This window comes from Brevibacterium jeotgali (assembly GCF_900169175.1).
Taxonomy (GTDB): Bacteria; Actinomycetota; Actinomycetes; order Actinomycetales; family Brevibacteriaceae; genus Brevibacterium; species Brevibacterium jeotgali.
The window spans coordinates 1-24,815 of sequence record NZ_FXZM01000001.1 but is presented as its reverse complement, the minus strand read 5'-3'; the positions used below and the strand labels follow the sequence as shown (position 1 = coordinate 24,815).

The window sequence follows — 24,815 nt, the reverse complement described above, 5'->3', positions numbered from 1 at the left end:
TCAGGAGGACGAGTGCTCGGAGCTGTAGGGCGCGCTTTCAGGACGCCTGACCTTCGCAACAAGCTGCTCTTCACCCTCGGGATCATCGTGCTCTTCCGGCTCGGTTCGTTCATCCCGTCCCCGGGGATCGATTACGCGCAGGTGCAGGAATGCGTCGCTTCGCCCCAGCTCACGCAGGGTGCGTTCGGCATGATCAATCTGTTCTCGGGTGGGGCTCTGCTCCAGCTGTCGATCTTCGCGCTGGGGATCATGCCGTACATCACGGCGAGCATCATCACCCAGCTGCTGCGAGTCGTGATCCCACGGTTCGAAGCGCTCCACAAGGAGGGTGCCTCAGGGCAGGCGAAGCTCACGCAGTACACCCGGTACATGACACTCGGCCTCGCAGTCCTCAATGCGACGACGCTCGTGTCGACGGTCCGTACCGGCGCGCTGTTCGGGAACGTGGCGGGCTGCCAGGACCTCATCATGAATGACTCGTGGTGGGGCATCGGCGTCATCATCATGACGATGACAGCGGGGACCGGCCTCATCATGTGGCTCGGCGAGCAGATCACGGAGCGCGGTGTCGGCAACGGCATGTCGCTGCTCATCTTCACGTCGATCGCCGCGGGCTTCCCGTCCTCGTTCGGCAACATCCTGAACTCGCAGGGCATCGACATCTTCCTGCTGGTGATCCTCGTGGGCCTCGTGATCGTGTGCCTGGTCGTGTTCGTCGAGCAGTCGCAGCGGCGCATCCCGGTCCAGTACGCGAAGCGCATGGTGGGACGTCGCATGTTCGGCGGCACCTCGACGTACATCCCGATCAAGGTGAACCAGGCCGGCGTCATCCCGGTCATCTTCTCCTCATCGGTCCTGTACCTGCCCAGCCTGCTCTCTCAGTTCGGCGATCCGGAGGACCAGTGGGTGCAGTGGATCGGAACCTACTTCACGCAGGGCGACCACCCGATCTACATGGTCAGCTACTTCCTCCTCACGATCTTCTTCACGTTCTTCTACGTGGCGATCACGTTCAACCCCGAAGAGGTCGCGGACAACATGAAGCGCTATGGCGGCTTCATCCCCGGCATCCGCGCGGGCCGGCCCACGGAGCAGTATCTCAGCTACGTGCTGACCCGCATCACGCTCCCCGGTTCGCTCTACCTCGGCTGCGTCGCGCTCATCCCGCTCGTCGCGCTCGTCCTCATCAACGCGAATCAGGACTTCCCGTTCGGCGGCACGTCGCTGCTGATCATCGTGGGCGTCGGACTGGAGACGGTCAAGCAGATCAACTCGCAGATGCAGCAGCGCCACTACGAGGGCCTGCTGCGCTGATCCGAACCGGCACGCGGTGACCCGAGCACCCAGGGCCCTGTCCGGGGCCGGGCTCGGCGTCGCGGTCGGCGGTCGGACAGCGACCCCGGCCCTGCCACAGAGAGAAAAGGAATCTCATGAGCACTCGCATCATCCTGATCGGCCCCCCCGGGGCGGGAAAGGGCACGCAGGCTGCCCGACTCAGCGAGGCACTGGACGTCCCCGCGATCTCCACGGGCGACATCTTCCGGGCCAACGTCAAAGGCGAAACGGAGCTGGGCAAGGCCGCCAAGCGCTACATGGACGCGGGGGAGTACGTCCCCGACGAGGTCACCAACTCGATGGTGGCGGACCGGTTGTCCCAGGACGACGCGCAGGGGGGCTTCCTGCTCGACGGCTACCCGCGCACGCAGGCCCAGGTCGAGGAGCTGGACGGAATGCTCGAGGCATCGGGCCACTCGCTGGACCACGTCGTCGAACTCACGGCCGATGTCGATGAGGTCGTCGGCCGTCTCCTGGCACGCGCATCGCTGCAGGGTCGTTCCGACGACACCGAGGACGTCATCCGCCACCGTCTCGACGTGTACGCGGAGCAGACCCAGCCGCTCACAGAGATCTACGCACAGCGGGGACTGCTGAAGCAGGTCGACGGACTCGGCGAGGTCGACGCGATCACGGATCGAATCCTCGCGGCGATCGGGCACTGATGTTCGATTCGGTCGAGCTGAAGAGCGACCAGCAGATCCGCACGATGCGCCGTGCGGGACTCGTGACACGGGCGGCCCTGGAGGCCGCCCGTGCGGCGTGTGTGCCGGGCGCGACGACGGGGGACGTCAATGCGGCCGGGGCGAAGGTCATCGCCGACAGGGGCGCGACGTCGAACTTCAAGGGCTATCACGGCTTCCCTGCCGCACTGTGCGTTTCGGTCAATGAGGTGGTCGTTCACGGGATCCCCGGTGAGCGCGTCCTGGCGGCGGGCGACATGGTGTCGATCGACGGCGGTGCGATCGTCGAGGGTCTGCACGGCGATTCGGCGATGACGGTGTTCGTGGGCGGAGAGGAGGCCGCGGATCCGGCTCATGTGCGCCTCTCGCAGACGACGGAGGAGATCATGTGGGCCGGCATCGCTGCGATGGCGACCGGCAAGAGGGTCGGCGAGATCGGTGCGGCCATCGAGGAGCGCGCTCAGGAGCTCGCCCCGGACCTGGGTCTCATCGAGGACTTCACGGGCCACGGCATCGGGTCGCAGATGCATATGGAGCCGGAGGTCCTCAACTACCGCGCGAAGCGGATGGGCCCCAAGCTGAAGCCGGGTATGTGTCTGGCCATCGAGCCGATGCTCGTCGGCGGGGACATCGCCACGAAGACGCTCGACGACGACTGGACCGTCGTGACCGTCGACGGTGCTCGCGCGAGCCATTGGGAGCATTCCGTCGCCCGGCATGCCGGCGGCGTCTGGGTGCTCACCTCCCCGGACGGGGGAGCGGAGCGGCTCAGGCCCTACGGCGTCGTCCCTGTGCCGTTGGACTGAGCAGGCCCTGACGCTCAGCGGCTCCGGGCCGGCGCGCTGGGCCCAGCCCCACGATGCTCGGACCACCGTGATCATTTCGTGACCACAATGAACACAAGTTCCATAGTGCTGGTGTGAGTGGGAGAGTCGGCCCAGCGATGCACGCGCCCTTGTCGTGTGCAGTTGCAGACTTACCTCGACAACGAAGGATGAACGAATGGCACACCCCACCACGGGTAGGCGCTTCGTCGCTCTGAGCGCGGCTGTCGCTCTGGGCTTCGGCGGCGCGATGACCGCCGGCCCTGCGGCTGCGGCTCCGACCACGGACCTCAAGACGGCGGCGGCGGAAGCCTTCACCAGCAGCGAGAGCATCGCTGCGATCGGCCACGGCGCAGACGGATCACTCGTCGCGCAGGTCGTCGTCGGATCGGACGAGGCCGAGGTCGAAGAGGCTCTCGAGACGGCGAACGCCGTCGCGCAGGCGCAGACGGGTGACGACATCGTCGTCCAGAAGGTCGCGTCGACCTACTCGACGACGTCTCCGGAGCAGCCGGAGGGCGGCGAGAAGGGTGACTTCGAGGCGCCGGACGACGTGGTCGCCGGGTCCGGCTATGTGCTGGTCGGCAGCGACGGCAGCGCGGGCCTCTGCTCTGTGGGCTTCCCGGCGACGGGACCTGACGGCGAGGATGCCATCATCACGGCCGGGCACTGCTCCGGCGGTGAGGCCACCGGCGACGTCTACGTCGAGAAGCCGTCCACGACGAACGTCTTCACGGACACCTACGACACGTTCGACTTCGACGGCGACCGCAAGCTGGGTACCTTCACCCACTCGCAGTACGGTCCGACGACGGCTGAAGAGGTCCAGTCGGAGGATGATCTGAATCCAGAGACGATGCAGGACTTCGCGGTCATCACCGTCGACGAGTCCTCGGGCTTCAACCTCGTGGGCGAGGCCGCGACGTGGAGCGAGGAGTCCGGCATGGCCGACGACCTCGCGTCCGACACGACCGACATCACCGGCGTGCACGATGTCACGATCGACGACATCGGCGCCGAGGTCTTCCACTCCGGCCGTACTACGGGCAAGACCGCCGGCCCGGTCGGCTTTCAGGGCGAGACCGTCGGGATGGTCGATGGCTACGCTCCCGTCGCGGACGACGCGGGTAACCAGTACATCGTGTACGGCTTCGCATCCGAGACTCCGGTCGAGGGCGGCGACTCCGGCGGCACTGTGGTGATGGGTGAGAAGGCCGTGGGCGTCGTGTCCGGCGGCGCCCCCGCCGGCGAGGACGAAGAGGGCAACCAGGTCCCCGCCATGCTCTGGACCGCCGAGCTGGCTGAGGGCCTCGAGCACCTCCCCGGCGACTACGAGATCACGACCTCGGACGTGAGCGAGGAGCCCACGGAGGAGCCGACCGAGACGCCCTCCGAGGAGCCCACTGAGGATCCGACGACCCCGGCACCGTCCCCCACGGAGACGGATGACGCGGATGTGGATGCCGAGCTGGCCATCGATCCGCAGGAGATCGCCGCGGAGCGGTTCCTCGCGGACGACGAGGACCAGGCCGAGTCCGACGACCGCGGTGTGACGTACACGGTCGAGGGTGTGGAGCCGGGCTCCGAGGTCGTGTTCGAGACCTTCACCGGTTCGGACGCGGCTTCGGCCGATGCAGGTTCCGAGCAGGCTCCGGCTGAGGGGGCCGACCAGGAGCCGGCCAAGTCGATCACCGTCACGGCCGATGAGGACGGCGTCGCGCAGTCCCGCATCTGGGGCATGACGACCGCTGAGGCCGAGGCCTACATCGGTGACTACGACGTGACTGCTCAGACCGAGGACGAGACCCTGCAGGGCTCCTTCTCCGTCGTCGCCGGTGAAGGCGACGAGGGCGAAGGCGGCGACGAGGGAGAGGGCGGCGAGGACCTGCCCCGCACCGGTTCGACCGTGGCACCGCTGGCCGCAGGTGCGGCCGGACTGGTCGCACTCGGTGGCGCACTGGTCTACGTCGCACGTCGTCGTCAGGCCTGAGTCACAGCACTCGTGCAGTCGGTGAGACGGGCCTGACCCGTTGATCCGGACGAAGGGGCGCAGGGAGACCTGCGCCCCTTCGGCGTTCCCGGAACACCCACGGGGACCGGTAGCGTGTGTCACGGTGCTCCTCCCTGGAGCCCGCACCGACCGGAGGGAGATCGACTCATGTCATCGGACGAGCACACCAGCAGTCCGCTGCAGGGCAGGTGGGAGGCCGAGGATCCCGCGTCCGCGTTCCTCGAGTTCCGGGCTGCTGCACCCGCCGGAGGACTGCTCGGAGGAAGACCGGGGGAGGGCGCTCTCATGGGATCGGACGGGTGCAACGGCGTCGGCGGGTGGTACACGCCCGACGGAGAGTCGGCGACCATCCGTCGTGGGCTGAGCACGCTCAAAGCGTGCCCGGGTGTCGACACGTGGCTGTCGAAGGCGGCGTCCGTACGAGCCGAAGGGCCCGTGCTCCGCGTGTACGACCGTGACGGCGAGGAGATCGGCGTGCTGACCCGCACCGACGCCTGACCAGCGGTCAGTCCAGTGGGGGACCCACATTGACGCTGATGAACGCGCGCCGCAGCTGCCGGCCGGACAGGTAGAGGTCCGTTCTGCGCAGCCTCGGGGAGTCCCCGGCGCTCACCGGATTGCGGACGTGCAGTCGCAGCGGCGCAGAGGGGTCCGGTCGTCCATCCTCGGTGCAGCGAAGGGTGCGCACTGCGGTGTAGACGTGGGCATCCATGAGAGCGACGTCGCCGGCACCGTCCTCGCGCGGGAGGGTGAAGGAGCCCCCGGGCCGTGCGAGTGTGGACAGCACCACGGGGCGTCCCGCCTCCAGCCACGTCGCGATGTGCTCAGTCGTGCGCGGCACCGCGCGTGCGGGGCACCACCGTCCCGTCAGCAGCAGGAAGCCGATCCCGGCGAAGTCATTCTGGAGTCGGCGGTAGGAGCCGCTCGCCCAGACCAGGGCGGCCGCCTTCTCGACCAGCGACGCCGCACTCGGTCGCATCCGTCCGTCACCGGCACGGTGCGCGAGGGGGACGCGGGTGCTCATGACGATGCGGCGACGCCGCACAGGAAGGAACGGGATCCGTCTGAGGACGGGTCCTGCACGGGCGGGCTCGAACAGGTCGACCCTCACGAGTCGCACCGACGAGTCGGGCGGTACTGATCCGTCCACGCTCTCAGGGGTATCGGACGACACGTCCCCCTCGTGTGCGATGAGTCCACGCAGGAAGCCGGGATCGATCAGCTCACAGGCGGACATGGCGGCGACCAGCCAGCAGTCGCCCAGTCTGCCCTGCCGCACCCGGTGGCTGCGTGAGGTGAGCGCACCCAGCGGCACGGCCACGAATCGCTGGGGTCCACGGGGGATCGGCTCGAGTCCGCGGGCCCAGTGCAGGGCCGACACGGCCCGGGTCCGCATCAGCGATCGCGAGAGCGACTCCCACACCGACGGTCCGGGGGAAGGGCCGAGCCTGCGCAGGAGCATCTGGCGGAGGGCCTCGGGCGCGGGAAGTGCCGTGAGCGACGTGGTCTGAGCGCGGTCGATCAACCGTGCAGCGGCCATCCGATCCGCCGGCCACGCCGCTGGGTCCAGGAGCGACGGCAGGACACGGCGGGCGAGCCCGCGAGGACGGCGGGCGAGCGTGATCGAGCCGTCCAGCGGGTCGGTGGCGTGGGGCATGGGAAGCTCCTCCGGCGTGTCCACCTTGCGCGTGTCAGGCCATGTGGCGTATGAGCCCCCCGTCCTGTACAGTGATCTCTTGGCCTGTGACCACGGGACGTCTGTGCACGCCGCAGGGGATCGTGTTGTGGAGAGTCTATCCACGATGGTTCACCGGCGGGGCATGGCGGACTCCCAGGAATTCGGGCTGCCGGTCGACGAAGGGCGAAGCCCTGACAAGACGAACGACACGCGGTCACACCGCGGGAAATTGAGGGTGAGAACACACATGGCCAAAAAAGAAGGGGTCATCGAGATCGAGGGAACTGTGTTGGAGGCTCTTCCGAACGCCTCGTTCCGGGTCGAGCTGACCAACGGCCACAAAGTTCTCGCTCACATCTCCGGCAAGATGCGTCAGCACTACATCCGCATCCTGCCTGAGGATCGGGTCGTCGTGGAACTGTCTCCCTACGACCTGTCGCGCGGCCGTATCGTCTACCGGTACAAGTAAGCAAACGATCGCTTCGACGATTTCGCAGGCGCTGCCCCGGGGGGACTCGGGGCATTCGCGGTGAAAGAAGGAACAGCTATGAAGGTGAAGCCCAGCGTCAAGCCGATCTGTGAGAAGTGCAAGATCATCCGTCGCCACAGCCGCGTCATGGTGATCTGCGACAACCCGCGCCATAAGCAGCGTCAGGGCTGATCGTCCCCACTTCGGGCAGATCTGGTGTCACTCTCGACTGATCGAGAGCGAGCCGCACACCCACGCAGACCTCGCCCCCCGCTCCGCAGGGATCCCTGTGATCCGAAGCGGGCGGGACGACACCCTCGGTCGGAGGCCGGGGACCCACGGGACATCCCGGGGGAGAAGGACTGCAACAGCACCTCCGAATCAATGAGAAGGAAGAACAGATGGCACGTCTTGCCGGAGTCGACATCCCCCGTGAGAAGCGGGTGGAGGTCGCCCTGACATACATCTTTGGTGTGGGCCGCACACGTGCGCGCCAGACCCTGACGGAGACCGGTATCAATCCGTCGACCCGTGTGAAAGACCTGACTGACGCGGAGCTGATCCAGCTGCGCGACTACATCGAAGGCACCTTCAAGGTGGAGGGTGACCTCCGCCGCGAGGTCTCCGCCGACATTCGCCGCAAGGTCGAGATCGGCTCCTACGAAGGCCTCCGCCACCGCCGCGGTCTGCCCGTGCGTGGACAGCGCACGAAGACCAATGCGCGTACCCGCAAGGGCCCCAAGCGCACCGTGGCCGGCAAGAAGAAGTAATCCTTCCAGGATCGATCAGGAGTTTCGACGAATATGCCTCCCAAGACACGCACAGCTGCGCGCAAGACGCGCCGCAGCCTGAAGAAGAACATCGTCGCCGGTCAGGCGCACATCAAGTCCACGTTCAACAACACGATCGTGTCCATCACGGACCCGGCGGGCGCCGTCATCTCGTGGGCGTCCTCCGGTGAGGTCGGCTTCAAGGGTTCGCGCAAGTCGACCCCCTACGCCGCTCAGATGGCCGCGGAGTCCGCAGCCCGTCGCGCGCAGGAGCACGGCCTCAAGAAGGTCGACGTCTTCGTGAAGGGCCCGGGTTCGGGACGTGAGACCGCGATCCGCTCGCTGCAGGCCGCCGGTCTGGAGCTGGGCACGATCCAGGACGTCACCCCCACGCCGCACAACGGCTGCCGTCCGCCCAAGCGTCGGCGCGGCTGATCAGCACCGGCCGCGGCCCTGCGCCCCGGCGATGATCCGCAGGACATCGCGTCTGGGGTGCGGCGGGCCGCAGCCGGACCTTCAACCGCCAGCGTTTCGAGCACGTCCCCGCCGCGTGCTCTTGAATGCCCGCGAACGTCATATAGCGGATGTTCGCTGAAAGGAAGCCCACGTGCTCATTGCACAGCGCCCCACGCTCACGGAAGAGGTCGTCTCCGATCGTCGATCGCGGTTCACCATTGAACCGCTCGAGCCCGGATTCGGCTACACCCTCGGCAACTCGCTGCGTCGCACTCTCCTGTCGTCCATTCCCGGTGCCTCGGTCACGAGCCTCCGGATCGACGGAGTCCTGCACGAGTTCTCGACGGTGCCGGGGGTGAAGGAGGACGTCACAGAGTTCCTCCTCAACCTGAAGTCGCTGGTCGTGTCCTCGGAGTTCGACGAGCCCGTCGTCGCCTACCTGCGCAAGCAGGGGCCCGGCGCCGTCACCGCTGAGGACATCTCCGCGCCCGCAGGCGTCGAGATCCACAACCCCGATCTCTACATCGCCACCCTCAACGACACCGGTCGGCTCGACATCGAGCTGACCGTCGAGCGTGGACGCGGCTACGTGTCCGCCGCGCAGAACAAGAATGCGGACGCAGAGATCGGCCGCATCCCGGTCGACTCGATCTACTCGCCCGTGCTCAAGGTGTCGTACAAGGTGGAAGCCACCCGTGTCGCGCAGCGCACGGACTTCGACCGTCTCATCGTCGATGTCGAGACGAAGCCCTCGATCGTCCCGCGCGATGCGCTGGCATCGGCGGGCAAGACTCTCGTCGAGCTCTTCGGCCTGGCCCGTGAGCTCAACGTCGAAGCTGAAGGAATCGAGATCGGACCGTCGCCGGTGGACGCCGCGATGGCCGCTGATCTCGCTCTGGCGATCGAGGACCTCGAACTGACGGTCCGCTCGTACAACTGCCTCAAGCGCGAGGGCATCCACACGGTGGGTGAGCTCGTGGCTCGCAGCGAGGCAGATCTGATGGACATCCGGAACTTCGGTCAGAAGTCCATCGACGAGGTGCGTCAGAAGCTCGGTGAGCTCGGTCTGAACCTGAAGGACAGCGCAGTCGGCTTCGGCGAAGCTGACGAGACCGGCGAGATCGGCGAGACCGGCGAGACCGACGACGACGCGTACGTCGAGGACGAGCAGTACTGAGCGGTTGCCCGCGGTACGTAAGAATTCCAAGGAGACAGAACAATGCCCACTCCCACTAAGGGAAACCGCCTCGGAGGCTCGCCGGCGCACGAGCGCATCATGCTCAACAACATGGCTGCGCAGCTCTTCGAGCACAAGTCCATCACCACCACCGTGAACAAGGCCAAGCGCCTGCGTCCGGTTGCGGAGCGCCTCGTCACGTTCGCGAAGAAGGGCGACCTCGCGTCGCGTCGTCGCGTGCTGGGCTCGATCTCCGACAAGGGGATCGTCCACGAGCTGTTCACCTCGATCGCACCTGCGGTCGCTGAGCGACCGGGCGGCTACACCCGCATCACGAAGATCGGCCCCCGCAAGGGCGACAACGCCCCGATGGCCGTCATCGAGCTCGTCCTCGAGCCCTACTCGCCCAAGCAGGCGACCGTGAACGAGGCCGAGCAGGCCACTGCGGCCGAAGCCGCTGCTGCGGACGCCGAGGTCGTCGAGACCGAGGAGGCGCCGGCCGCTGAGCCCGACGTCATCTCGGGTGCACAGGTCGACGAGTCGCAGGCGGCTGCTGAAGCAGACGCCGATTCGGCGCCTGCCGATGACACTGCTGAGACGCCGGCAGACGACACGAAGTGAGTGCGCAGTCCCCGTAGGAATGCTCTGCGGGGACTGAGCTCCACGAGCCGCAGTACTCGTGTCGCGAGTGGGTGCGCACGGAAGCCGCTGTCCTCCTGTGGGAGGGCGGCGGCTTCCGTCATTCAGCGGCCGCAGTGCGGATGAATGCCGCACGGAGGAACTCGACATGCGGCAGATGCGCGACCCGTCGATCCACATGGAGCATGATGCGGCGGTGGGGCGTGGGATCCGTCAGGGGACGCGAGGTGAGGTCGGAGGGCAGCCCCGCCACTGCAAGACGGGGAAGCGCGGCGAGGCCGATTCCGGCGGACACCATGGCAAGGATGCCGTAGTGGTCGTCAGCGCGGGCCGCGTAGCGGGGTGAGAACCCTGCGGCCCGTGTCGCGTGTTCGATGACATCGCCGGTCGCACTGCCCTGCACGTCGGGGTCCAGCAGGGGTTCATCTGCGAGCTGTCCGACGGAGACGACGGAGTGCTCGCTGAGCGGATGCTGTGCGGGCAGGACGAGCAGATACGTGTCGTCGATGAGATGGTCGGTGCTCCCACCGCCCTTCGCCGTCGGCTCGGTGTGGCCCGGTTCGCTCACGACGTCCACGTCCGCCCGGTGCCGGTCTGCACCTGATGAGGGTTCGTTCGTCATCACGTCGTAGCGGAGGTGGGGGAAGCGGACGACAGCCTCACGCAGGACATCGGGGATCCATTCGCGGGCGACGGACGACGAGCACCCGATGGAGACGTGGCCCCGCGGGCCCGACCGCAGCGCATCCACGACGTCCGTGAGCCGTGCGGACTCGTCGAAGAGGTCGTCCGTCTCCTGGGCGAACCGACGGCCCGCCTCGGTGATCTCGATGCCGCGGCCCACCCGCCGATAGAGGGGGAACCCGAGGGCCTGCTGAAGCGCGATGATCTGCTGGCTCACGCTGGCGGGGGAGTACTGGAGGTTCCGTGCAGCGTCTGTCACCGACCCGGTGCTCACGACTGCCCGCCACATCCTCAGCCTGTTGAGATCCCACATGCTCCGATCATAAGGCTGAGACTGATGGTGCTGCAGGAACATCTGCTTTTCAGCGACGGCCGCACCGTGCATCCTTGAGTGGGCCCCGGCGTCTGGCGGGGCCTGCCGACTGTCTGATGGAAGAGGTGCTGGATGGTGCTGCGGGAGATCCTCCGGTGACCGGCGCGGAGTACAGTGCGTTCCTGGGTGCGAGCGTGATCCTCGCCGTGACGCCCGGTCCCGATACGTTCCTGACCCTGCGGTTCGCGGCGCGCAGTGTGCGTGGGGGGCTGGTGTACACCGCTGCGGCAGGGCTGGGGGTCCTGGTGTGGGCGGTGCTCGCACTCACGGGAGTGGCCGCACTCCTGGAGCGGTTCCCGGACGTGCGCGTCGCGCTCACCTGGGTGGGCGGGAGCTATCTGGTCTTCCTCGGGGCGTCCGCTCTCCTGCAGGTCCGCAGAACCCGGAAGGAGCTCGCTGCGCAGTCGGCGGCTGAGTCATCTCAGGTGGGGTCGGCCGGCGCCGAGGCGTCGACGGCTCAGATGGTCCAGGCGGCTCCGGCGGTCCAGGCGGTCCAGACTGCCCAGGCGGTCCCGGATGCCGCGGCGGTCCCGGATGCCGCGATGGCCGGGACGTGGGCTGGGCCGCACGGAGCTCCGCACGGATCCGCGGCTGCTCCGGCGGCAGCTGTGGCGCCTCCCCGGCAGGGAGTCGGCGCACATACCGGGCAGGGAGCAGACGTCGAGCCGCGCGTGCCCGCCCGATCGCTGCCGACGGTCTTCCGGACCGGGCTGATCAGTTCGCTCACGAACCCCAAGACGGGACTGTTCTTCCTGGCGCTGCTTCCGCCGTTCCTGCCGGAGTCTCCGGGACCCGTCGAGCACGTGGTGCTCGTCGCGACCGTCGTCGGGTGCATGCTCGCCTACGGGGCGGGTCTATCCGTCGTCGCAGCGCGCGTGGGTCGGTTCCTGACGGGAGGCTCGGGGCCACTCATCGTCGATGGTGCTGCGGGCGCGGTCCTCGTCGTCCTGGGCGTCTCACTCGTCGTCCTGTGAGAGCGCGGCGTCTCCGCAGCCGGAGGGGGCGGAGACGACCGCTTCGAGCACCTCGTCCCACGTGCGCACCGCCCACGCGGTGCGCGACGGCACCAGCGCGACGAGTGCGTCCGCGAGCGCGCCGCGGTCGATGGCTCCGGTCATCCGGTCGACGAAGACGATCATCCGCGGCCGGGCCAGCCCACCGAGCTCCGCGTTGACCGTGGCGATCAGTTCGCGTGCCGTTCCCGGTCCTGGTTCGCCGTCGGCGACGACGCAGGCGATGATCGTGCTGCCGGAGTTCTCCCTGTGCGCGCGCAGGGCCGTGGCCGCCGTGACGAAGGGGTGCTCCAGCAGGGACTGGGCGACGGCCTCGAGTGAGATCAGCTGTCCGGACACGGAGACCACGGCATCCATCCGACCGCGGAAGTGCAGACTGCCGTCCTCCGAGGCGGTGACGAGGTCCTCCGTGAATCCCAGAGCGTCCGCGGTCTCGTGCTCCCATCCGTCCGCCAGGGCATCGGCGAGGACCAGCGACCCCGGGGTGGGGAGCCGCAGGACCAGCTGTCCGGACTCACCGGGTCGGATCGCCCGGCCGTCCTCGCCGAGAGCGGCCACGTGCGCCGTGTCGAGCAGCGGGGTCGGTCCGTTCACGTGGACGATCCCATTGAGCTCCACCTGCCCCCAGCCGTCCGAGACCTCGCACCCGGTCCCGGCGAACGTCTGCTCCATCCAGTGTCGCAGTCCGGGTTCGACGGGCTCGCCCGCGGTCACGAGCCTGCGCAGCGTCGAGCCGCGAGCGCTGAGCTCCGCGTCGATGTTCCACGAGCGCAGGGTGCGCATCACCGATGGTGACGACACCAGGGTCGAGACTCCGTAGCGCTCGACCACGTCGAGCGTGCGCAGCTGATCCGGCACATCGAGTGTGCCCTCGTAGACCACGATGGTGTCGCCGAACAGCAGTGGGCCGATGAACCCATGCCATGTGGAGACAGCCCAGGACACGTCTGCGGCGCACCAGAAGACCGGACCGGTGCGAACGGCCGCGTGGAAGGCGGCAGCGGTCAGGAGGACCCCGGCGGCCGAATGCTGGGTCAGGCGAGTGGTCGGTGCTCCGGAGGCCTGCTGCCGGGTGCAGAGCACATGGTCCGGCCGCACGCCCATGGGCCGGTCCGGCACGCGTCGGGCGTTCGGGGAGCGTTCGGGGGACGGCGACGGCGAACCGCCGACTCCGGTCGACGGAGAACCGTCTGCACCGGCGAAGGCGCCGCCCGCGCCGTCGACGAGGGCGCTGTACCAGTGGTCCCCGTGGAACCACGGGACGTCCATGCCGGTGCGTCGGATGACGATCGTGGCCTCGACGCCTGCGGCGCTCGCGAGGGCTTCGTCAGCCCGGTTCTTCAGGGGAAGCACCGCCCCGCGGCGCCAGGCGCCGTCCTGGGTGAGGAGAACCCTCGGAGAGAGCGCGTCGATGCGGGTGCCCAGGGCTTCGGACGGCAGGGAGACGGGGAGCATCGACCACGATGCGCCGATCCCCATGCATGCGAGCATCGTGATGACGGTCTCCGGCAGCCATCCGGTATGCAGCGCGACGACATCCTCGGGGCCGACCCCCAGCTCGCGCAGTGCGCGTGCGGCCTGCTCGACCTGGCGCGACAGCTGCGCATAGGTCAGGGATCGTCGGTCGCCCGGTTCGCCCTCCCAGTGGACGGCGATTCGGTCTCCTAGTGTGGGGGCATGACCGCACCCCCCGCATCCCGTCCGGCCGCCTCCGCCGTCCACTCCGGCCGGGTCGTCCCCGGCTCGCCCGGCTATGACAGCACAGCTCCGGAACCACGAGCCGCACGTCCGGCATCGGCGACGCCAGGCCGTGCGTTCGCTCTGATCGTGGGCGCGTCGATCGCGGTACTGACCGCCGTCTGCGGGATCTTCCTGATCACCGACGTCTCGGTGCCGCCGTGGGCACTCTTCATCGGACGGTGGATCCCCGCGCTCGTCGCCCTCGTCGTCATGGTGCGCACGCCATCGCTCCACGGGGCAGGACGGGGCACGCTCGGATCCTGGTGGGGACTGCGGCGACCCCGCGGCACGCAGGGCCGTGCACGACCGGTCGGGACCCTCGTCGCGAGTGCGGGATCGGCCGCGGGTGTGCTCGTCATCGCCGTCGTCACCGCTGCGCTCGCCGCCACGGTCGGTGCGATCGAACTCCAGTCCACAGGGGTGCTCTTCATGGGCGTGCTGTCGATCCTGTCGTTCACCCTGGTCCTCGCGGCGTCCACCCTGGGGGAGGAGGTGGTGTGGCGATCGCATCTGCCCCGCCTGCTGGACGGCGGCTTCTGGCCGGGTGCCTTCCTGATCGCCGCCGCATGGACGGCGTTCCACGTGCCCCTCCACCTCACGTACGTGCTCCAGGGTGACATGCCAGGCTCGCACGCCGTCGCTCTGACGTTCGGGCTGCTTCCGCTCAGCCTGTTCCTCAGCGCGGCGGCGTCTCGCTGGGGGAACGTGTGGCCGGCCGTCATCGCCCACGCCGTGCCGGTCTCCGCGCTGACCCTCGCGACGGATTCGGCGGGGCTGGATGCGGCAGCGGTGTGGACCGTGACCGGGATCAGTGCGGCACTTCTCCTGAGCGCATCCATGGCGGTGGCTCCGGTGGAGGGGGAGAGGCGCCCTCAGCGCGAGATCCGGCGGTGATTCGCTTCCCGGACCATCCGGATCGTGGGATGCTGGGACGGCGGTTCGGCTCTCGATGGCCGCTGTTACCCTGATCGAGGACCGCGCCCGCGGCTGTCCTATCGTCCCGTGAGGAGTACCCCCCAGATGACAGAAGTCCCGTCCTCGTTGAACGCCGGCCTCGCCGACGTCGATCCGGAGATCGCACAGGTGCTGGACCAGGAGCTGTCGCGTCAGCGCAGCACGCTGGAGATGATCGCATCGGAGAACTTCGTCCCGCGCGCAGTCCTGCAGGCGCAGGGATCGGTCCTGACGAACAAGTACGCCGAGGGCTACCCGAACCGTCGGTACTACGGCGGCTGCGAGTACGTGGACGTCGCCGAGGAGCTCGCGATCGATCGGGCGAAGTCGCTGTTCGGCGCTGCGTACGCGAATGTGCAGCCGCACTCGGGCGCACAGGCGAACGCAGCCGTGATGCACGCGTTCGCGCGTGCGGGCGACAAGCTGCTGGGCATGGACCTCGCCCACGGCGGTCACCTGACCCACGGGATGAAGATCAACTTCTCCGGGCGCCTCTACGACATCGCCTCCTACGAGGTGGATCCGGACACCTACCGCGTCGACATGGACAACGTCCGTGAGCGGGCACTCGAGCACCGGCCGAAGGTCATCGTCGCCGGCTGGTCCGCATACCCCCGGCAGCTCGACTTCGAGGCATTCCGGTCCATCGCGGACGAAGTGGGCGCGACCCTCTGGGTGGACATGGCGCACTTCGCGGGCCTCGCAGCCGCCGGACTCCACCCCAACCCCGTCCCGATCGCCGACGTCGTGTCGTCGACGGTCCACAAGACGATCGGCGGCCCCCGCTCCGGCTTCATCCTGTCGAAGGACGAGGCGCACGCGAAGAAGCTCAACTCCGCCGTCTTCCCGGGACAGCAGGGCGGACCGCTCATGCATGTGATCGCGGCCAAGGCAGTCGCCTTCAAGCTCGCAGCGCAGGCGGAGTTCCAGGAGAGGCAGGAGCGTACGCTGCGCGGCGCGCGGATCCTCGCTGACCGCCTGCAGGAGGCCGACGTCGCAGGCGAGGGGGTCCAGGTGCTCACCGGCGGCACTGACGTGCACCTGGTGCTCGTCGACCTGCGCAACTCGAAGCTTGACGGCAAGCAGGCCGAAGACCTCCTCCACGAGGTCGGCATCACGGTCAACCGCAACGCCGTGCCGTTCGACCCCCGTCCGCCGATGGTGACGTCGGGCCTGCGCATCGGCACACCGGCCCTGGCCGCTCGTGGGTTCGACGATGCAGAGTTCGCGGAAGTGTCGGACATCATCGCGCAGGCGCTCAAGCCGGGTGCCGACGCTGACGCACTCCGCGCACGCGTGCAGAGGCTCGGCGACGACTTCCCCCTCTACGAAGGGCTGGAGCAGTACTGATGACGACGGACACAGGCACGGCTGCGGCGACGGACGTCGCCGCGGGACCGCTGAAGCTCGACGGCAAGGCGACTGCGTCGTCCATCAAGCAGGAGCTCGCTGAGCGCGTCTCGGCGCTGCGCGAGCAGGGGGCGGCACCGGGGCTCGGCACGCTGCTGGTCGGCGACGACCCGGGCTCGCAGTGGTACGTCGCGGGCAAGCACCGCGACTGCGAGGAGATCGGGATCGCATCGATCCGGGAGGATCTGCCGGAGACCGCCACGCAGCAGGAGATCGAGGACGCGGTCCGCCGACTCAACGAGAACCCTGAGTGCACCGGCTACATCGTGCAGCTGCCGCTGCCGGAGGGGATCGACGAGAACCGGGTGATCGGCCTCATCGACCCGGAGAAGGACGCTGACGGACTGCATCCGCAGAACCTCGGCAATCTCGTCCTGCGGGTCAAGGAGGAGGTCGAGACGCCTCTGCCCTGCACCCCTGCGGGCATTGTCGAGCTCCTCACGCGCCACGACATCGACCTGAACGGCAAGCACGTCGTCGTGCTGGGGCGCGGCGTGACGGTGGGACGCCCGATCGGGCTGCTGCTGACGCGAAAGGACGTGAACGCGACGGTCACCCTCACCCATACGGGCACGCAGGACCTCGCCTCGCTGGTCGGCCAGGCGGATGTGATCGTCGCGGCCGCCGGACAGGCGGAGATGGTGACTGCCGACATGGTGAAGGAGGGAGTCATCCTCATCGATGTGGGCGTGTCCCGCGCTGAGGATCCTGAGACCGGGAAGTCGAAGGTCATCGGCGACATCGCCAAGGACGCGCGCACGCGGGCGTCCGCGTTCACACCGAACCCCGGCGGGGTCGGACCGATGACGCGGGCGATGCTTCTGGTGAACGTCGTCGGCATCGCAGAACGGCAGGCCGCCGAGGCCTGACGGGCTGTCAGCGCCTGCTGGCCTGCGCTCTGCTCCGTGCGTCGGCCGCGCCGCGGGCATCCTCCTCAGACGGCGACCTGACCCGCGGGTGGTGCCCTGTGCCCCGGGGCGCCGGCCCACGGCGCGTCGGGCAGGAACCTGATGAGCTGGGACGTGGGCTGGCTCAGGGCGGTGCCGACGACCTCGGCGGCGAACTTCTGCGCGTAGAGGTCGACGAGAGAGGCCATCACCGCGGAGACCCGCCGGCGTGCGTCGAGGCCCGGTGTCAGCTCGTCGGGGAGTGACGGCAGGGACATCGCGCGCTTCGACGTCTCGAAGAAGCCGTCGTAGAAGGTCTCCAGGTCTGCGGACTGCTCAGTGGATCTGGCGGCGATCTGCTCGAGCGTGCGCAGCTCCGCGTGGAGGCCCCGCACGTCGAAGGCGATCTCAGTCCACCTGCGCGCCTGCTCGCGGTCGGTGGGAACCAGAGTGCAGCGCTCCCAGAGGACGCCGTCGGCACCGTGGGTGTCACGGGTGGCGCCCGCTTCCTCGAACTCCGTCGCCAGTGCGGCTGCGAGTGTTCCTGCGGCGTCCTCGAAGCCGATGAGGACGCCTGGCCGCAGCTGCCGGTAGCCCGCGAACTGCGCGACGTACACGATCCGATCGCGCAGGGAGCGCCTGCTCTCCGGCACCGCCACGATGAGCGCGTGGAACGTGCCTGTGAAGGACGGTGCCTCGGCGTCGCCGGACAGGATGGAGAACCCGCGCTGCAGCGACTCGTCCAGCGTGTACACCGATGCGGTGTCGGCAGGTCTGCCACGGTGTGACTCCGTTTCGGGACGAAGTGGTCGGTCGCGTGTAACCGACCATACCGTGAGGGGCATCACATCAGGGTGGTCGATGGAGGAGGAATCATGGCGCAGGTGTCCGGAATCGGAATCCAGGAGAACTTCTATCTGTCAGCGATCTCGTCGGGCATGGCCGTGGGCATCACCGCGGTCATCGGGTTCGTCTGCTTCATGCTCTTCGGAGCGGGCATACAGGAGACCATGCAGTGGGTCGTGACGCTCTGCCTGGTGTCCGGCGGTGCGACGTTCGCCGGCGTCGCCGTGGGGAGGTCCGCCGGGGCGAAGCGCGAGCGGAATCCCACGCCGGCCGGGTGAGGGCCGGCCCGGGTGTGGACCGGCTCGGGTGAGGACTGGCCCGGTGGGGTCGGTCCGCTGAGGATCGGTCCGGGAGGTCGGCTCAGTATGAGCGGGGGAGGCCGAGCACCTTCGTCCCGAGGTAGTTCAGCACCATCTCCTGACTCACCGGCGCGATGCGCATGAGGCGGACTTCCCGGAGGTAGCGGCCCACGTGGTACTCCTCCGAATACCCCATCCCCCCGTGGACCTGGAGCGCGCGATCGGCGGCTTCGTGGCCCGCCTCCGCGCACAGGTACTTCGCGGTGTTCGCCTCACGACCGCTGGGCAGACCGCGGTCGTAGGTCCATGTGGCGCGTCGGAGGGAGAGCTCTGCCGCATCGAGCTTCGCGAGCGAATCCGCGAGCGGGAACTGGAGCCCCTGGTTCATGCCGATGGGGCGGTCGAAGACGACCCGCTCCTTCGCATAGGCGGTGGCCTTCGCCAGCGCCGCACGGCCGATCCCCAGGGCCTCCGACGCGATGAGCATGCGCTCTGGATTGAGGCCGTCGAGGATGTAGGTGAAGCCCTTCCCCTCCTCGCCGACGCGGTGGCTCTCTGGTACGACGAGGTCCTCGATGACCAGTTCGTTCGACGACACCGCATTGCGGCCGATCTTGCGGATGGGGCGGATGGATACGCGGTCCCGGTCGAGATCGGTGAAGAAGAGGGTGAGCCCGTCGGTGGGCTTCTCGACCTCGCTGCGCGGCGTCGTCCTGGTCAGCAGGAGGATCTTCTCCGACTCGAGGGCCTTGGAGATCCAGACCTTGCGGCCGTTGATGACGTAGTCCGATCCGCGACGGACCGCTGTCGTCGTGATCCGGGTGGTGTCCAGGCCGGCGTCCGGTTCGGTCACGCCGAAGCACACGTGGAGGTCCCCCGACGCGACGCGCGGCAGGTTCTCGTCCTTGAGCGCAGCGGACCCGTGGACGATCACCGGGTGCATGCCGAAGAGCGTCATGTGCACCGCGCTCGCCGCGTTCATCGCGCCGCCGCCCGCAGAGATCGCCTCCAGCAGGAGTGTGGCCTCTGTGATCCCCATGCCCCCGCCGCCGTATGCCTCCGGGGTGGTGATCCCCAGCCAGCCGTGGGATGCCAGATGATCGTAGAACTCCTGGGGGAACTCCCGATCGGCGTCCTTCTGCGCCCAGTACTCGTCGTCGAACGGGGCCACGATGTCCTTGGCCGCTTCGCGGACGTCGATCTGGTCGTCGGTCAGTCCGAACTCCACGGGCCCTCCTGGTGTCTTCGCCGTCTTCTCCTTCTGAAGGTACGACCATGACGGCTGTGGCGTGAAGGGGGCTTATGAGCGGATCAGAGCCTGTGGCCGTGGACCGGCGCGATCCTTGAGACCGGGATGGCATTCAACCGCAGTGAGATCGTGTCGGATCTGGGTGCCGGACAGCGCCGAGTCGGAGAGGAGCGTTGCACGGTCCGGTGCGCTGACCGAGCATGCTTCCATGCCCGGTCAGCCGTCTGCTCAGTGGTTCGCGAGACGGAGCGTGAAGAACACCCGATCCTCACCCGGGCCCGCGTAGTCCTCGATGCGAGTGCCCTCGAAGCCCAGCGACGAGTGGAACGCGATCGCATTGGCGTTCTCCGCGATCGCGGTGGCCTGCACCTCGTGCTCACCGTTGGCATGGGCGCGCGCGATGAACGCCTCGTAGAGGCGACGGCCGATGCCCAGGTGGCGGTAGTCCTGTCGCGCGGCGACGAGGTGGATGTAGGACGGGCCCTCCTTCGGGAAGGCGCCCAGGAGGTATCCCACGACCTCGTTCTGATAGCGGGCCACGAGTCCACCGGCTGCGAACTGCCGGAACCAGTGGGGTTCGTGGGCGCCGCTCAGGTCGCGGTCGCCCCAGAAGCGCTCCTGGGCGTTCACGATCTCGACGCGAAGCTCCAGCGGATCGAGTTCGTCGAGAGGACTGATGATCAGCTTGTCCGGATCGAAGTTCGTGTTCTCGGTCATGGCCTCTCCTCACATGTGACTGAGCACCAAGCATACGTGGAGCTCACTGTCGAGTATGTCGCAGCAGGGTCACAGTTCGTCGTGAACCGGCTGGTTACGGGCGTGGGTCTCCAGGTTACGGGAGATGGAGGGAGAGTGCTCGGCCGGCGAGGTCGAACCCTGCGGGCGGCGTCCGCGGACGTGGCAGGATAGGTGCCATGCTGCGCATCACCACTGTCAACGTCAACGGCATCCGCGCTGCCCTGAGGAAGGGCATGGGGGAGTGGATGGCCGCCGCCGGGTCCCCGATCATCACTCTGCAGGAGGTGCGGGCCGCCGACGACATCGTCTTCGACGTCCTCGCCGAGTCCGGGTACCGGATCCAGAGCGCCGACGCAGAGGCGAAGGGCCGTGCCGGTGTGGCGGTCCTGTCCCGCACGGAGCCGGAGGCCACCAGGACGGGCATCGGCGACGACTACTTCGACACGGCCGGACGCTGGATCGAATCGGACTTCCGGCTGGAGGACGGCTCGCTGCTGACAGTGGTGAGCGCCTACGTCCACTCGGGGGAGGTCGACACCCCCAAGCAGGCGGACAAGTACCGCTTCCTCGACGCGATGCTCGTCCGCCTTCCAGAGCTCGCCGAGCACGCGGACCATGCGGTGCTCACCGGCGACCTGAACGTGTGCCACACAGAGCTCGATCTCAAGAACTGGAAGGCGAACCGGAAGAAGGCGGGATTCCTGCTCGAGGAGCGGGCGTACTTCGACAGGTTCTTCTCCGACATCGGGTACGTCGACGTCCATCGCATGCTCTCCGGTGAGGTCCCCGGCCCCTACACGTGGTGGTCGATGCGAGGGAAGGCGTTCGACAACGACGCGGGCTGGCGGATCGACTACCAGGCGGCGACGCCGGGCCTCGCGGAGTCGGCCACCGCCGCCCGTGTCGACCGCGCCGCGAGCTGGGGAGAGCGCTGGTCCGACCACGCCCCGCTGGTCATCGACTACGACGTCCCCGGCCTGCGCGGGAGCTGAGCGGGTCCGTCCTCGGCGCCCGCCCATCCCCATCGTGGCGGCACCGCCACGGCCCCGGGTGACGGGCCGTGGCCGCAGGTCCGGCCGCCGGTGGCAGAATGAGGGTATGACCGACTCTTCTGGCCTGCAGTCAGGCCGCCCGCGCTCCCTGTCCGGAATCCAGGCGACCTCGGACTCCCTCCACTTGGGCAACTACATCGGAGCGCTGCAGCAGTTCGTCGAGCAGCAGGAGACGCACGACGCGTTCTTCTTCATCGCGAACCTCCACGCCATCACCGTCGACCAGGACCCCGCCCAGCTGCGCGAGCGGACACTGCGCACCGCGGCCCAGTTCATCGGTGCGGGCCTGGATCCGCAGCGTTCGACCCTGTACGTGCAGTCGCACATCCCCGCGCACACCCAGCTGGGGTGGGTGCTGGAATGCACGACTGGACTGGGCGAAGCGCAGCGCATGACCCAGTTCAAGGACAAGTCCGGCAAGAACGAGCACGTCTCGCTGGGCCTCCTCACGTACCCCGCGCTCATGGCAGCGGACATCCTGCTCTATCAGGCGGACGTCGTGCCGGTCGGTGAGGATCAGCGGCAGCACCTGGAGATGACGCGGAACCTCGCTGAGCGCTTCAACCATCGGTACGGGGACACCTTCACGGTCCCGGAGGCGCATATCCTCAAGTCGACGGCGAAGGTCTACGACCTCCAGGACCCGACGGCGAAGATGTCGAAGTCCGCGCAGACCCCGGCCGGGCTCATCGAGATCCTCGACGATGCGAAGTCGATCACGAAGAAGATCAAGTCGGCCGTCACGGACGCGGGCACGGAGGTCACCTACGATCCCGAGGGCAAGCCGGGGGTCTCCAACCTGCTCACGATCCACTCCGCTCTGTCGGGCCGGTCGATCGAGGACATCGTCGCGGAGTTCGAGGGGAGGATGTACGGCCATCTCAAGGTCGCTCTCGCCGAGGTCGTGGTCGAGACCCTGCGTCCGCTGCGTGAGCGGACCCTCGAGCTTCTGGACGATCCCGCGGAGCTCGCCCGCGTACTCGATGCGGGTGCCGAGACCGCCGGTGCGATCGCGGAGCGCACGATCGCGGACGTGTACGACCGGGTGGGGTTCCTCACTCGCTGACTGACAGTGCCCTGTCGGGCCGAGGTCCGATGCACGCTAGAGGAAGGTGGGCACCCGGGTGATCCTCTCTCCCAGGAACCGCAGACCGAAGCCGCTCAATCTCTCTCCCGAAGTGCAGCACACCGCCGCACGTGTGGAGGACCGTGTCCATGAGTGGGCGAGGAAGCGGGTGACGAAGCGGGGCTGGCGGCGCACAGTCGTCTGCTACGACTCCTACGGCACGGAGAAGAGCGTGCGCGTGCTGGGACGGATGATCCTCACGCGCAATGGGAAGCTCGCGGCGGACATGCACGCCAGCATCCGCGGATTCCGCTCGTTCGGTGCGGTGCCGCTGGCGAACGAGACCGCGTGGGTGAGGATCGGCGACCAGGAGCACATGGTCGAATGCGATCGCGGCGGGATCATCGACATGGTGATCCCGGGGGAGTACGAGCCGGGCCCCGTCGAGATCGAGCTGTGGACCTCGGATTCGATGGTCGACCGCGCGACCGTGACGATCATCGGCGAGGACCAGCGCTTCGGCATCATCTCCGACATCGACGACACGGTCATGGTCACAGCACTGCCGCGTCCCTTCCTCGCGGCGTGGAACACCTTCGTGCTGGACGAGCACGCCCGCAGCCCCGTGTCCGGGATGGCGGTCCTGTACGACCGGCTCTCGTACCTGCGGCCGAATGAGCCGATCATCTACCTGTCGACCGGTGCGTGGAACGTCGCACCGACCCTCAAGCGCTTCCTGTCGCGGAACCTCTACCCGGACGGCCCGCTGCTTCTCACCGATTGGGGGCCGACGACGACCCGTGCGTTCCGCAGCGGGGTCGAGCACAAGCGGAACTCCCTTGAGCGCCTGGCACGGGAGTTCCCGCACATGAGGTGGCTGCTGATCGGTGATGACGGCCAGTATGACGAGGACGTCTATGGGGAATTCGTGGACAACCACCCGGAGAACGTCGCGGCCGTGGCGATCCGCCGGCTCACCTCCGGCGAGGCCGTGTGGGCGGGTGGACGCTCGCGCCGCACGGGCCGGGGGCAGGGAGTGCCGTGGATCTATGCCTCGGACGGCGCGGGCCTCGCCTCGGAGCTCACGGAACGCGGGATCATCAGCGAATTCTGAGTTCTCAGTCCCGCTGTCTGCGGTCCCGGCGCACGCGCAGCCAGAGTGCGACGGCTGTGGCGGCACCCAGACCGATCCCGCCTGCCAGCAGGATGTGCGGCAGGCCGGGCGGTCCGCCCTCGGCGTCCACGGAGTCGGCCGCATCCGCAGCGACGGCGGCGTCGTCCGTCGGTACCGACGCGGTGGGCGACTGCGCAGCGGCCGTCTCCGCTGCCTCGGCGGCGGTCTCGAACGACATCGTGCCGATCGGCTGCGGGGAGGACTGGGCGAAGCTCCATTCGATGAGGTCGACGGCCGCGTCCCGCGTCATCGTCTCGCCGCCCAGCACTGCGGCGGCGAGACGACGGTCGTCGCGCTCGACCACGGCGACGAACGACCCGCCGGCGGCGCGCGTGTAGCCGTTCTTGAGGCCGAGGCCGCCGTCGACCTCGCCGACGATCCGCGTGTGGTTCTGGATCGGGTAGCCGGACAGCTCCTCGCCCGTGTCCGGGTTCGTGGCGCCGGGGAAGTCGTAGTCAGTGGTGGCGATGATGTCCATGAGGTACTCGTCGTCGAGCACGGCCCGCCCGATGCGCAGCAGATCCTCCGCGGTCGTGACCTGGTCGTCCTCGTCGAGTCCTGACGTGTTCCACGCCTCCGTGCCGGTGAGCCGGAGATCCTCGGCCTTGGCATTCATCAGGTCGACGGCCTCGTCCTGCCCGCCCGCAGCGTCCGCGAGGGCGTGCGCGGCGTCGTTGGCGCTCGACATCAGCATCGCGTGGAAGAGATCGTCGATCGAGTAGTCGTTCTTCTGCACGAGCCCCACCTTGGTCCCGTCGACCAGCATGTCCTCGTAGGTCGCCTCGTGCATGTGCTCCGGGTCGTCCAGTTCGTCGACGAGCGCCAGACCGGACAGCAGCTTGATGGTCGAGGCGGGCGCGTGCTGGAGGCCTGGTTGGTGCGAGGCGAAGACCTCTCCTGTGTCGAGGTCGGCGACGATCCATGCCTCTGCGGAGGGCTCCGGCGCCGGTGATCCGTCGGTGAGGGGACCCGGATCGTAGACGGCGGAGGGCGACGGTTCCGACTGGGCGGCTGCCGGCGCGGTGAGAGCCGCTGGTCCGACGATCAGCGCGGGCGCCAGTGCGATGACCGCAGCGAGCACAGCTGCAGGGAAGCCGGTGAGGGGAGGGCGCACGGCGACAGCCTAGCGGCTGGCATCACAGATCGACAGCCGTGGGCCAGTCGTGGGGACGGGCGGCAGAGCCGTGCGGAGGGGGAGCGTGCGCTCGGGCAGGATGGGCGGGAGGGGAGACGACCCAGCAGAGACGCGGCGGGGGAGGTTCCACGGATCCGTGGAACCTCCCCCGCC

At 68.2% G+C, this 24,815-nt stretch carries 26 protein-coding genes; 19 read left to right on the top strand and 7 right to left on the bottom strand.

The features are described from left to right. The first annotated feature begins 12 nt into the window (after positions 1-12). The 5 genes from secY (at position 13) to BJEO58_RS00110 (ending at position 5,351) form a co-directional block, all read left to right on the top strand. Positions 13-1,314: a preprotein translocase subunit SecY gene (secY, locus tag BJEO58_RS00130; RefSeq protein ID WP_101586665.1), complete on the top strand. Its 1,302-nt coding sequence runs from the start codon at positions 13-15 to the stop codon at positions 1,312-1,314. A 116-nt stretch (positions 1,315-1,430) separates the two neighbouring features. Continuing rightward, entirely contained in the window at positions 1,431-2,000 is a 570-nt protein-coding gene (locus tag BJEO58_RS00125) for an adenylate kinase (RefSeq protein ID WP_101586663.1), read from the top strand. Then, positions 2,000-2,824, top strand: coding sequence for a type I methionyl aminopeptidase (map, locus tag BJEO58_RS00120; RefSeq protein ID WP_101586662.1), 825 nt, complete (start codon positions 2,000-2,002; stop codon positions 2,822-2,824). The genes BJEO58_RS00125 and map overlap by 1 nt, the downstream gene beginning before the upstream one ends. A 196-nt stretch (positions 2,825-3,020) precedes the next feature. Then, entirely contained in the window at positions 3,021-4,832 is a 1,812-nt protein-coding gene (locus tag BJEO58_RS00115) for a S1 family peptidase (protein WP_101586660.1), read from the top strand. 168 nt (positions 4,833-5,000) lie between these two features. Next, positions 5,001-5,351: an META domain-containing protein gene (locus BJEO58_RS00110; protein WP_101586658.1), complete on the top strand. Its 351-nt coding sequence runs from the start codon at positions 5,001-5,003 to the stop codon at positions 5,349-5,351. A gap of 7 nt (positions 5,352-5,358) precedes the next feature. On the opposite strand, the gene BJEO58_RS00105 is transcribed toward BJEO58_RS00110, so the two are convergent. Next, on the bottom strand, positions 5,359-6,510 hold the full coding sequence (locus BJEO58_RS00105; RefSeq protein ID WP_101586657.1) for a calpain family cysteine peptidase: 1,152 nt from the start codon (positions 6,508-6,510) through the stop codon (positions 5,359-5,361). Between the two features lie 268 nt (positions 6,511-6,778). Here BJEO58_RS00105 and infA point away from each other — a divergent pair, with 268 nt between their 5' ends. The 6 genes from infA (at position 6,779) to rplQ (ending at position 10,024) form a co-directional block, all read left to right on the top strand. Further along, positions 6,779-7,000: a translation initiation factor IF-1 gene (infA, locus tag BJEO58_RS00100; RefSeq protein WP_101587186.1), complete on the top strand. Its 222-nt coding sequence runs from the start codon at positions 6,779-6,781 to the stop codon at positions 6,998-7,000. A gap of 78 nt (positions 7,001-7,078) precedes the next feature. After that, on the top strand, positions 7,079-7,192 hold the full coding sequence (gene rpmJ, locus BJEO58_RS00095; RefSeq protein ID WP_101586655.1) for a 50S ribosomal protein L36: 114 nt from the start codon (positions 7,079-7,081) through the stop codon (positions 7,190-7,192). A 209-nt stretch (positions 7,193-7,401) separates the two neighbouring features. After that, a complete protein-coding gene (gene rpsM, locus BJEO58_RS00090; RefSeq protein WP_101586653.1) occupies positions 7,402-7,770 on the top strand; it encodes a 30S ribosomal protein S13 in 369 nt (122 codons plus the stop codon). A 33-nt stretch (positions 7,771-7,803) separates the two neighbouring features. Beyond that, complete coding sequence (gene rpsK / locus BJEO58_RS00085) at positions 7,804-8,205, top strand: 30S ribosomal protein S11 (RefSeq protein WP_101586650.1); 402 nt, start codon at positions 7,804-7,806, stop codon at positions 8,203-8,205. A 172-nt stretch (positions 8,206-8,377) separates the two neighbouring features. Then, complete coding sequence (locus tag BJEO58_RS00080; RefSeq protein WP_101586649.1) at positions 8,378-9,403, top strand: DNA-directed RNA polymerase subunit alpha; 1,026 nt, start codon at positions 8,378-8,380, stop codon at positions 9,401-9,403. Positions 9,404-9,445: 42 nt separating this feature from the next. Then, positions 9,446-10,024, top strand: coding sequence for a 50S ribosomal protein L17 (rplQ, locus tag BJEO58_RS00075; protein ID WP_101586647.1), 579 nt, complete (start codon positions 9,446-9,448; stop codon positions 10,022-10,024). A gap of 118 nt (positions 10,025-10,142) precedes the next feature. Here rplQ and BJEO58_RS00070 read toward each other — a convergent pair whose 3' ends face one another. Further along, positions 10,143-11,039: a LysR family transcriptional regulator gene (locus BJEO58_RS00070; protein ID WP_101586645.1), complete on the bottom strand. Its 897-nt coding sequence runs from the start codon at positions 11,037-11,039 to the stop codon at positions 10,143-10,145. A 116-nt stretch (positions 11,040-11,155) separates the two neighbouring features. Here BJEO58_RS00070 and BJEO58_RS00065 point away from each other — a divergent pair, with 116 nt between their 5' ends. After that, complete coding sequence (locus tag BJEO58_RS00065) at positions 11,156-12,073, top strand: LysE family translocator (RefSeq protein WP_101586643.1); 918 nt, start codon at positions 11,156-11,158, stop codon at positions 12,071-12,073. On the opposite strand, the gene BJEO58_RS00060 is transcribed toward BJEO58_RS00065, so the two are convergent. Continuing rightward, positions 12,056-13,834, bottom strand: a complete 1,779-nt coding sequence (locus BJEO58_RS00060; protein WP_180951768.1) for an acetate--CoA ligase — start codon at positions 13,832-13,834, stop codon at positions 12,056-12,058. The genes BJEO58_RS00065 and BJEO58_RS00060 overlap by 18 nt on opposite strands. On the opposite strand from BJEO58_RS00060, the gene BJEO58_RS00055 reads away from it, so the two are divergent. From BJEO58_RS00055 to BJEO58_RS00045, 3 genes are all read left to right on the top strand, one after another. Next, positions 13,790-14,746 carry a CPBP family intramembrane glutamic endopeptidase gene (locus BJEO58_RS00055; protein ID WP_101587184.1) on the top strand — a complete coding sequence of 319 codons (957 nt, stop codon included), beginning with the start codon at positions 13,790-13,792 and terminating at the stop codon, positions 14,744-14,746. The two genes, BJEO58_RS00060 and BJEO58_RS00055, sit on opposite strands and share 45 nt — an antisense overlap. 126 nt (positions 14,747-14,872) lie before the next feature. Then, positions 14,873-16,156 (top strand): serine hydroxymethyltransferase, encoded by a 1,284-nt coding sequence (glyA, locus tag BJEO58_RS00050; RefSeq protein WP_101586639.1) that lies wholly within the window; start codon positions 14,873-14,875, stop codon positions 16,154-16,156. Then, complete coding sequence (locus tag BJEO58_RS00045; protein WP_101586637.1) at positions 16,156-17,085, top strand: bifunctional methylenetetrahydrofolate dehydrogenase/methenyltetrahydrofolate cyclohydrolase; 930 nt, start codon at positions 16,156-16,158, stop codon at positions 17,083-17,085. Before glyA ends, BJEO58_RS00045 begins: the two co-directional genes overlap by 1 nt. Positions 17,086-17,150: 65 nt before the next feature. Here the strand turns inward: BJEO58_RS00045 and BJEO58_RS00040 are convergent, their stop codons facing one another. Continuing rightward, on the bottom strand, positions 17,151-17,858 hold the full coding sequence (locus BJEO58_RS00040) for a hypothetical protein (RefSeq protein WP_101586635.1): 708 nt from the start codon (positions 17,856-17,858) through the stop codon (positions 17,151-17,153). A gap of 120 nt (positions 17,859-17,978) precedes the next feature. Between BJEO58_RS00040 and BJEO58_RS00035 the strand changes: the two genes are divergently transcribed. Beyond that, positions 17,979-18,227 (top strand): hypothetical protein, encoded by a 249-nt coding sequence (locus BJEO58_RS00035; protein ID WP_101586633.1) that lies wholly within the window; start codon positions 17,979-17,981, stop codon positions 18,225-18,227. 82 nt (positions 18,228-18,309) lie between these two features. Here the strand turns inward: BJEO58_RS00035 and BJEO58_RS00030 are convergent, their stop codons facing one another. Together BJEO58_RS00030 and BJEO58_RS00025 are read right to left on the bottom strand one after the other, a co-directional pair. Beyond that, positions 18,310-19,476 (bottom strand): acyl-CoA dehydrogenase family protein, encoded by a 1,167-nt coding sequence (locus tag BJEO58_RS00030; protein ID WP_101586632.1) that lies wholly within the window; start codon positions 19,474-19,476, stop codon positions 18,310-18,312. 249 nt (positions 19,477-19,725) lie between these two features. After that, positions 19,726-20,214 carry a GNAT family N-acetyltransferase gene (locus BJEO58_RS00025; RefSeq protein WP_101586630.1) on the bottom strand — a complete coding sequence of 163 codons (489 nt, stop codon included), beginning with the start codon at positions 20,212-20,214 and terminating at the stop codon, positions 19,726-19,728. 197 nt (positions 20,215-20,411) lie between these two features. Between BJEO58_RS00025 and BJEO58_RS00020 the strand changes: the two genes are divergently transcribed. The 3 genes from BJEO58_RS00020 to BJEO58_RS00010 all read left to right on the top strand — a co-directional run bounded on the left by BJEO58_RS00020 (position 20,412) and on the right by BJEO58_RS00010 (position 23,467). Next, positions 20,412-21,227, top strand: coding sequence for an exodeoxyribonuclease III (locus BJEO58_RS00020; protein WP_101586629.1), 816 nt, complete (start codon positions 20,412-20,414; stop codon positions 21,225-21,227). A gap of 106 nt (positions 21,228-21,333) precedes the next feature. Further along, positions 21,334-22,353: a tryptophan--tRNA ligase gene (gene trpS / locus BJEO58_RS00015; RefSeq protein ID WP_101586627.1), complete on the top strand. Its 1,020-nt coding sequence runs from the start codon at positions 21,334-21,336 to the stop codon at positions 22,351-22,353. Positions 22,354-22,411: 58 nt separating this feature from the next. Beyond that, positions 22,412-23,467 carry an App1 family protein phosphatidate phosphatase gene (locus BJEO58_RS00010; protein WP_246075944.1) on the top strand — a complete coding sequence of 352 codons (1,056 nt, stop codon included), beginning with the start codon at positions 22,412-22,414 and terminating at the stop codon, positions 23,465-23,467. 4 nt (positions 23,468-23,471) lie between these two features. On the opposite strand, the gene BJEO58_RS00005 is transcribed toward BJEO58_RS00010, so the two are convergent. After that, positions 23,472-24,641, bottom strand: coding sequence for a D-alanyl-D-alanine carboxypeptidase family protein (locus BJEO58_RS00005; RefSeq protein ID WP_101586624.1), 1,170 nt, complete (start codon positions 24,639-24,641; stop codon positions 23,472-23,474). Positions 24,642-24,815 lie beyond the last annotated feature (174 nt).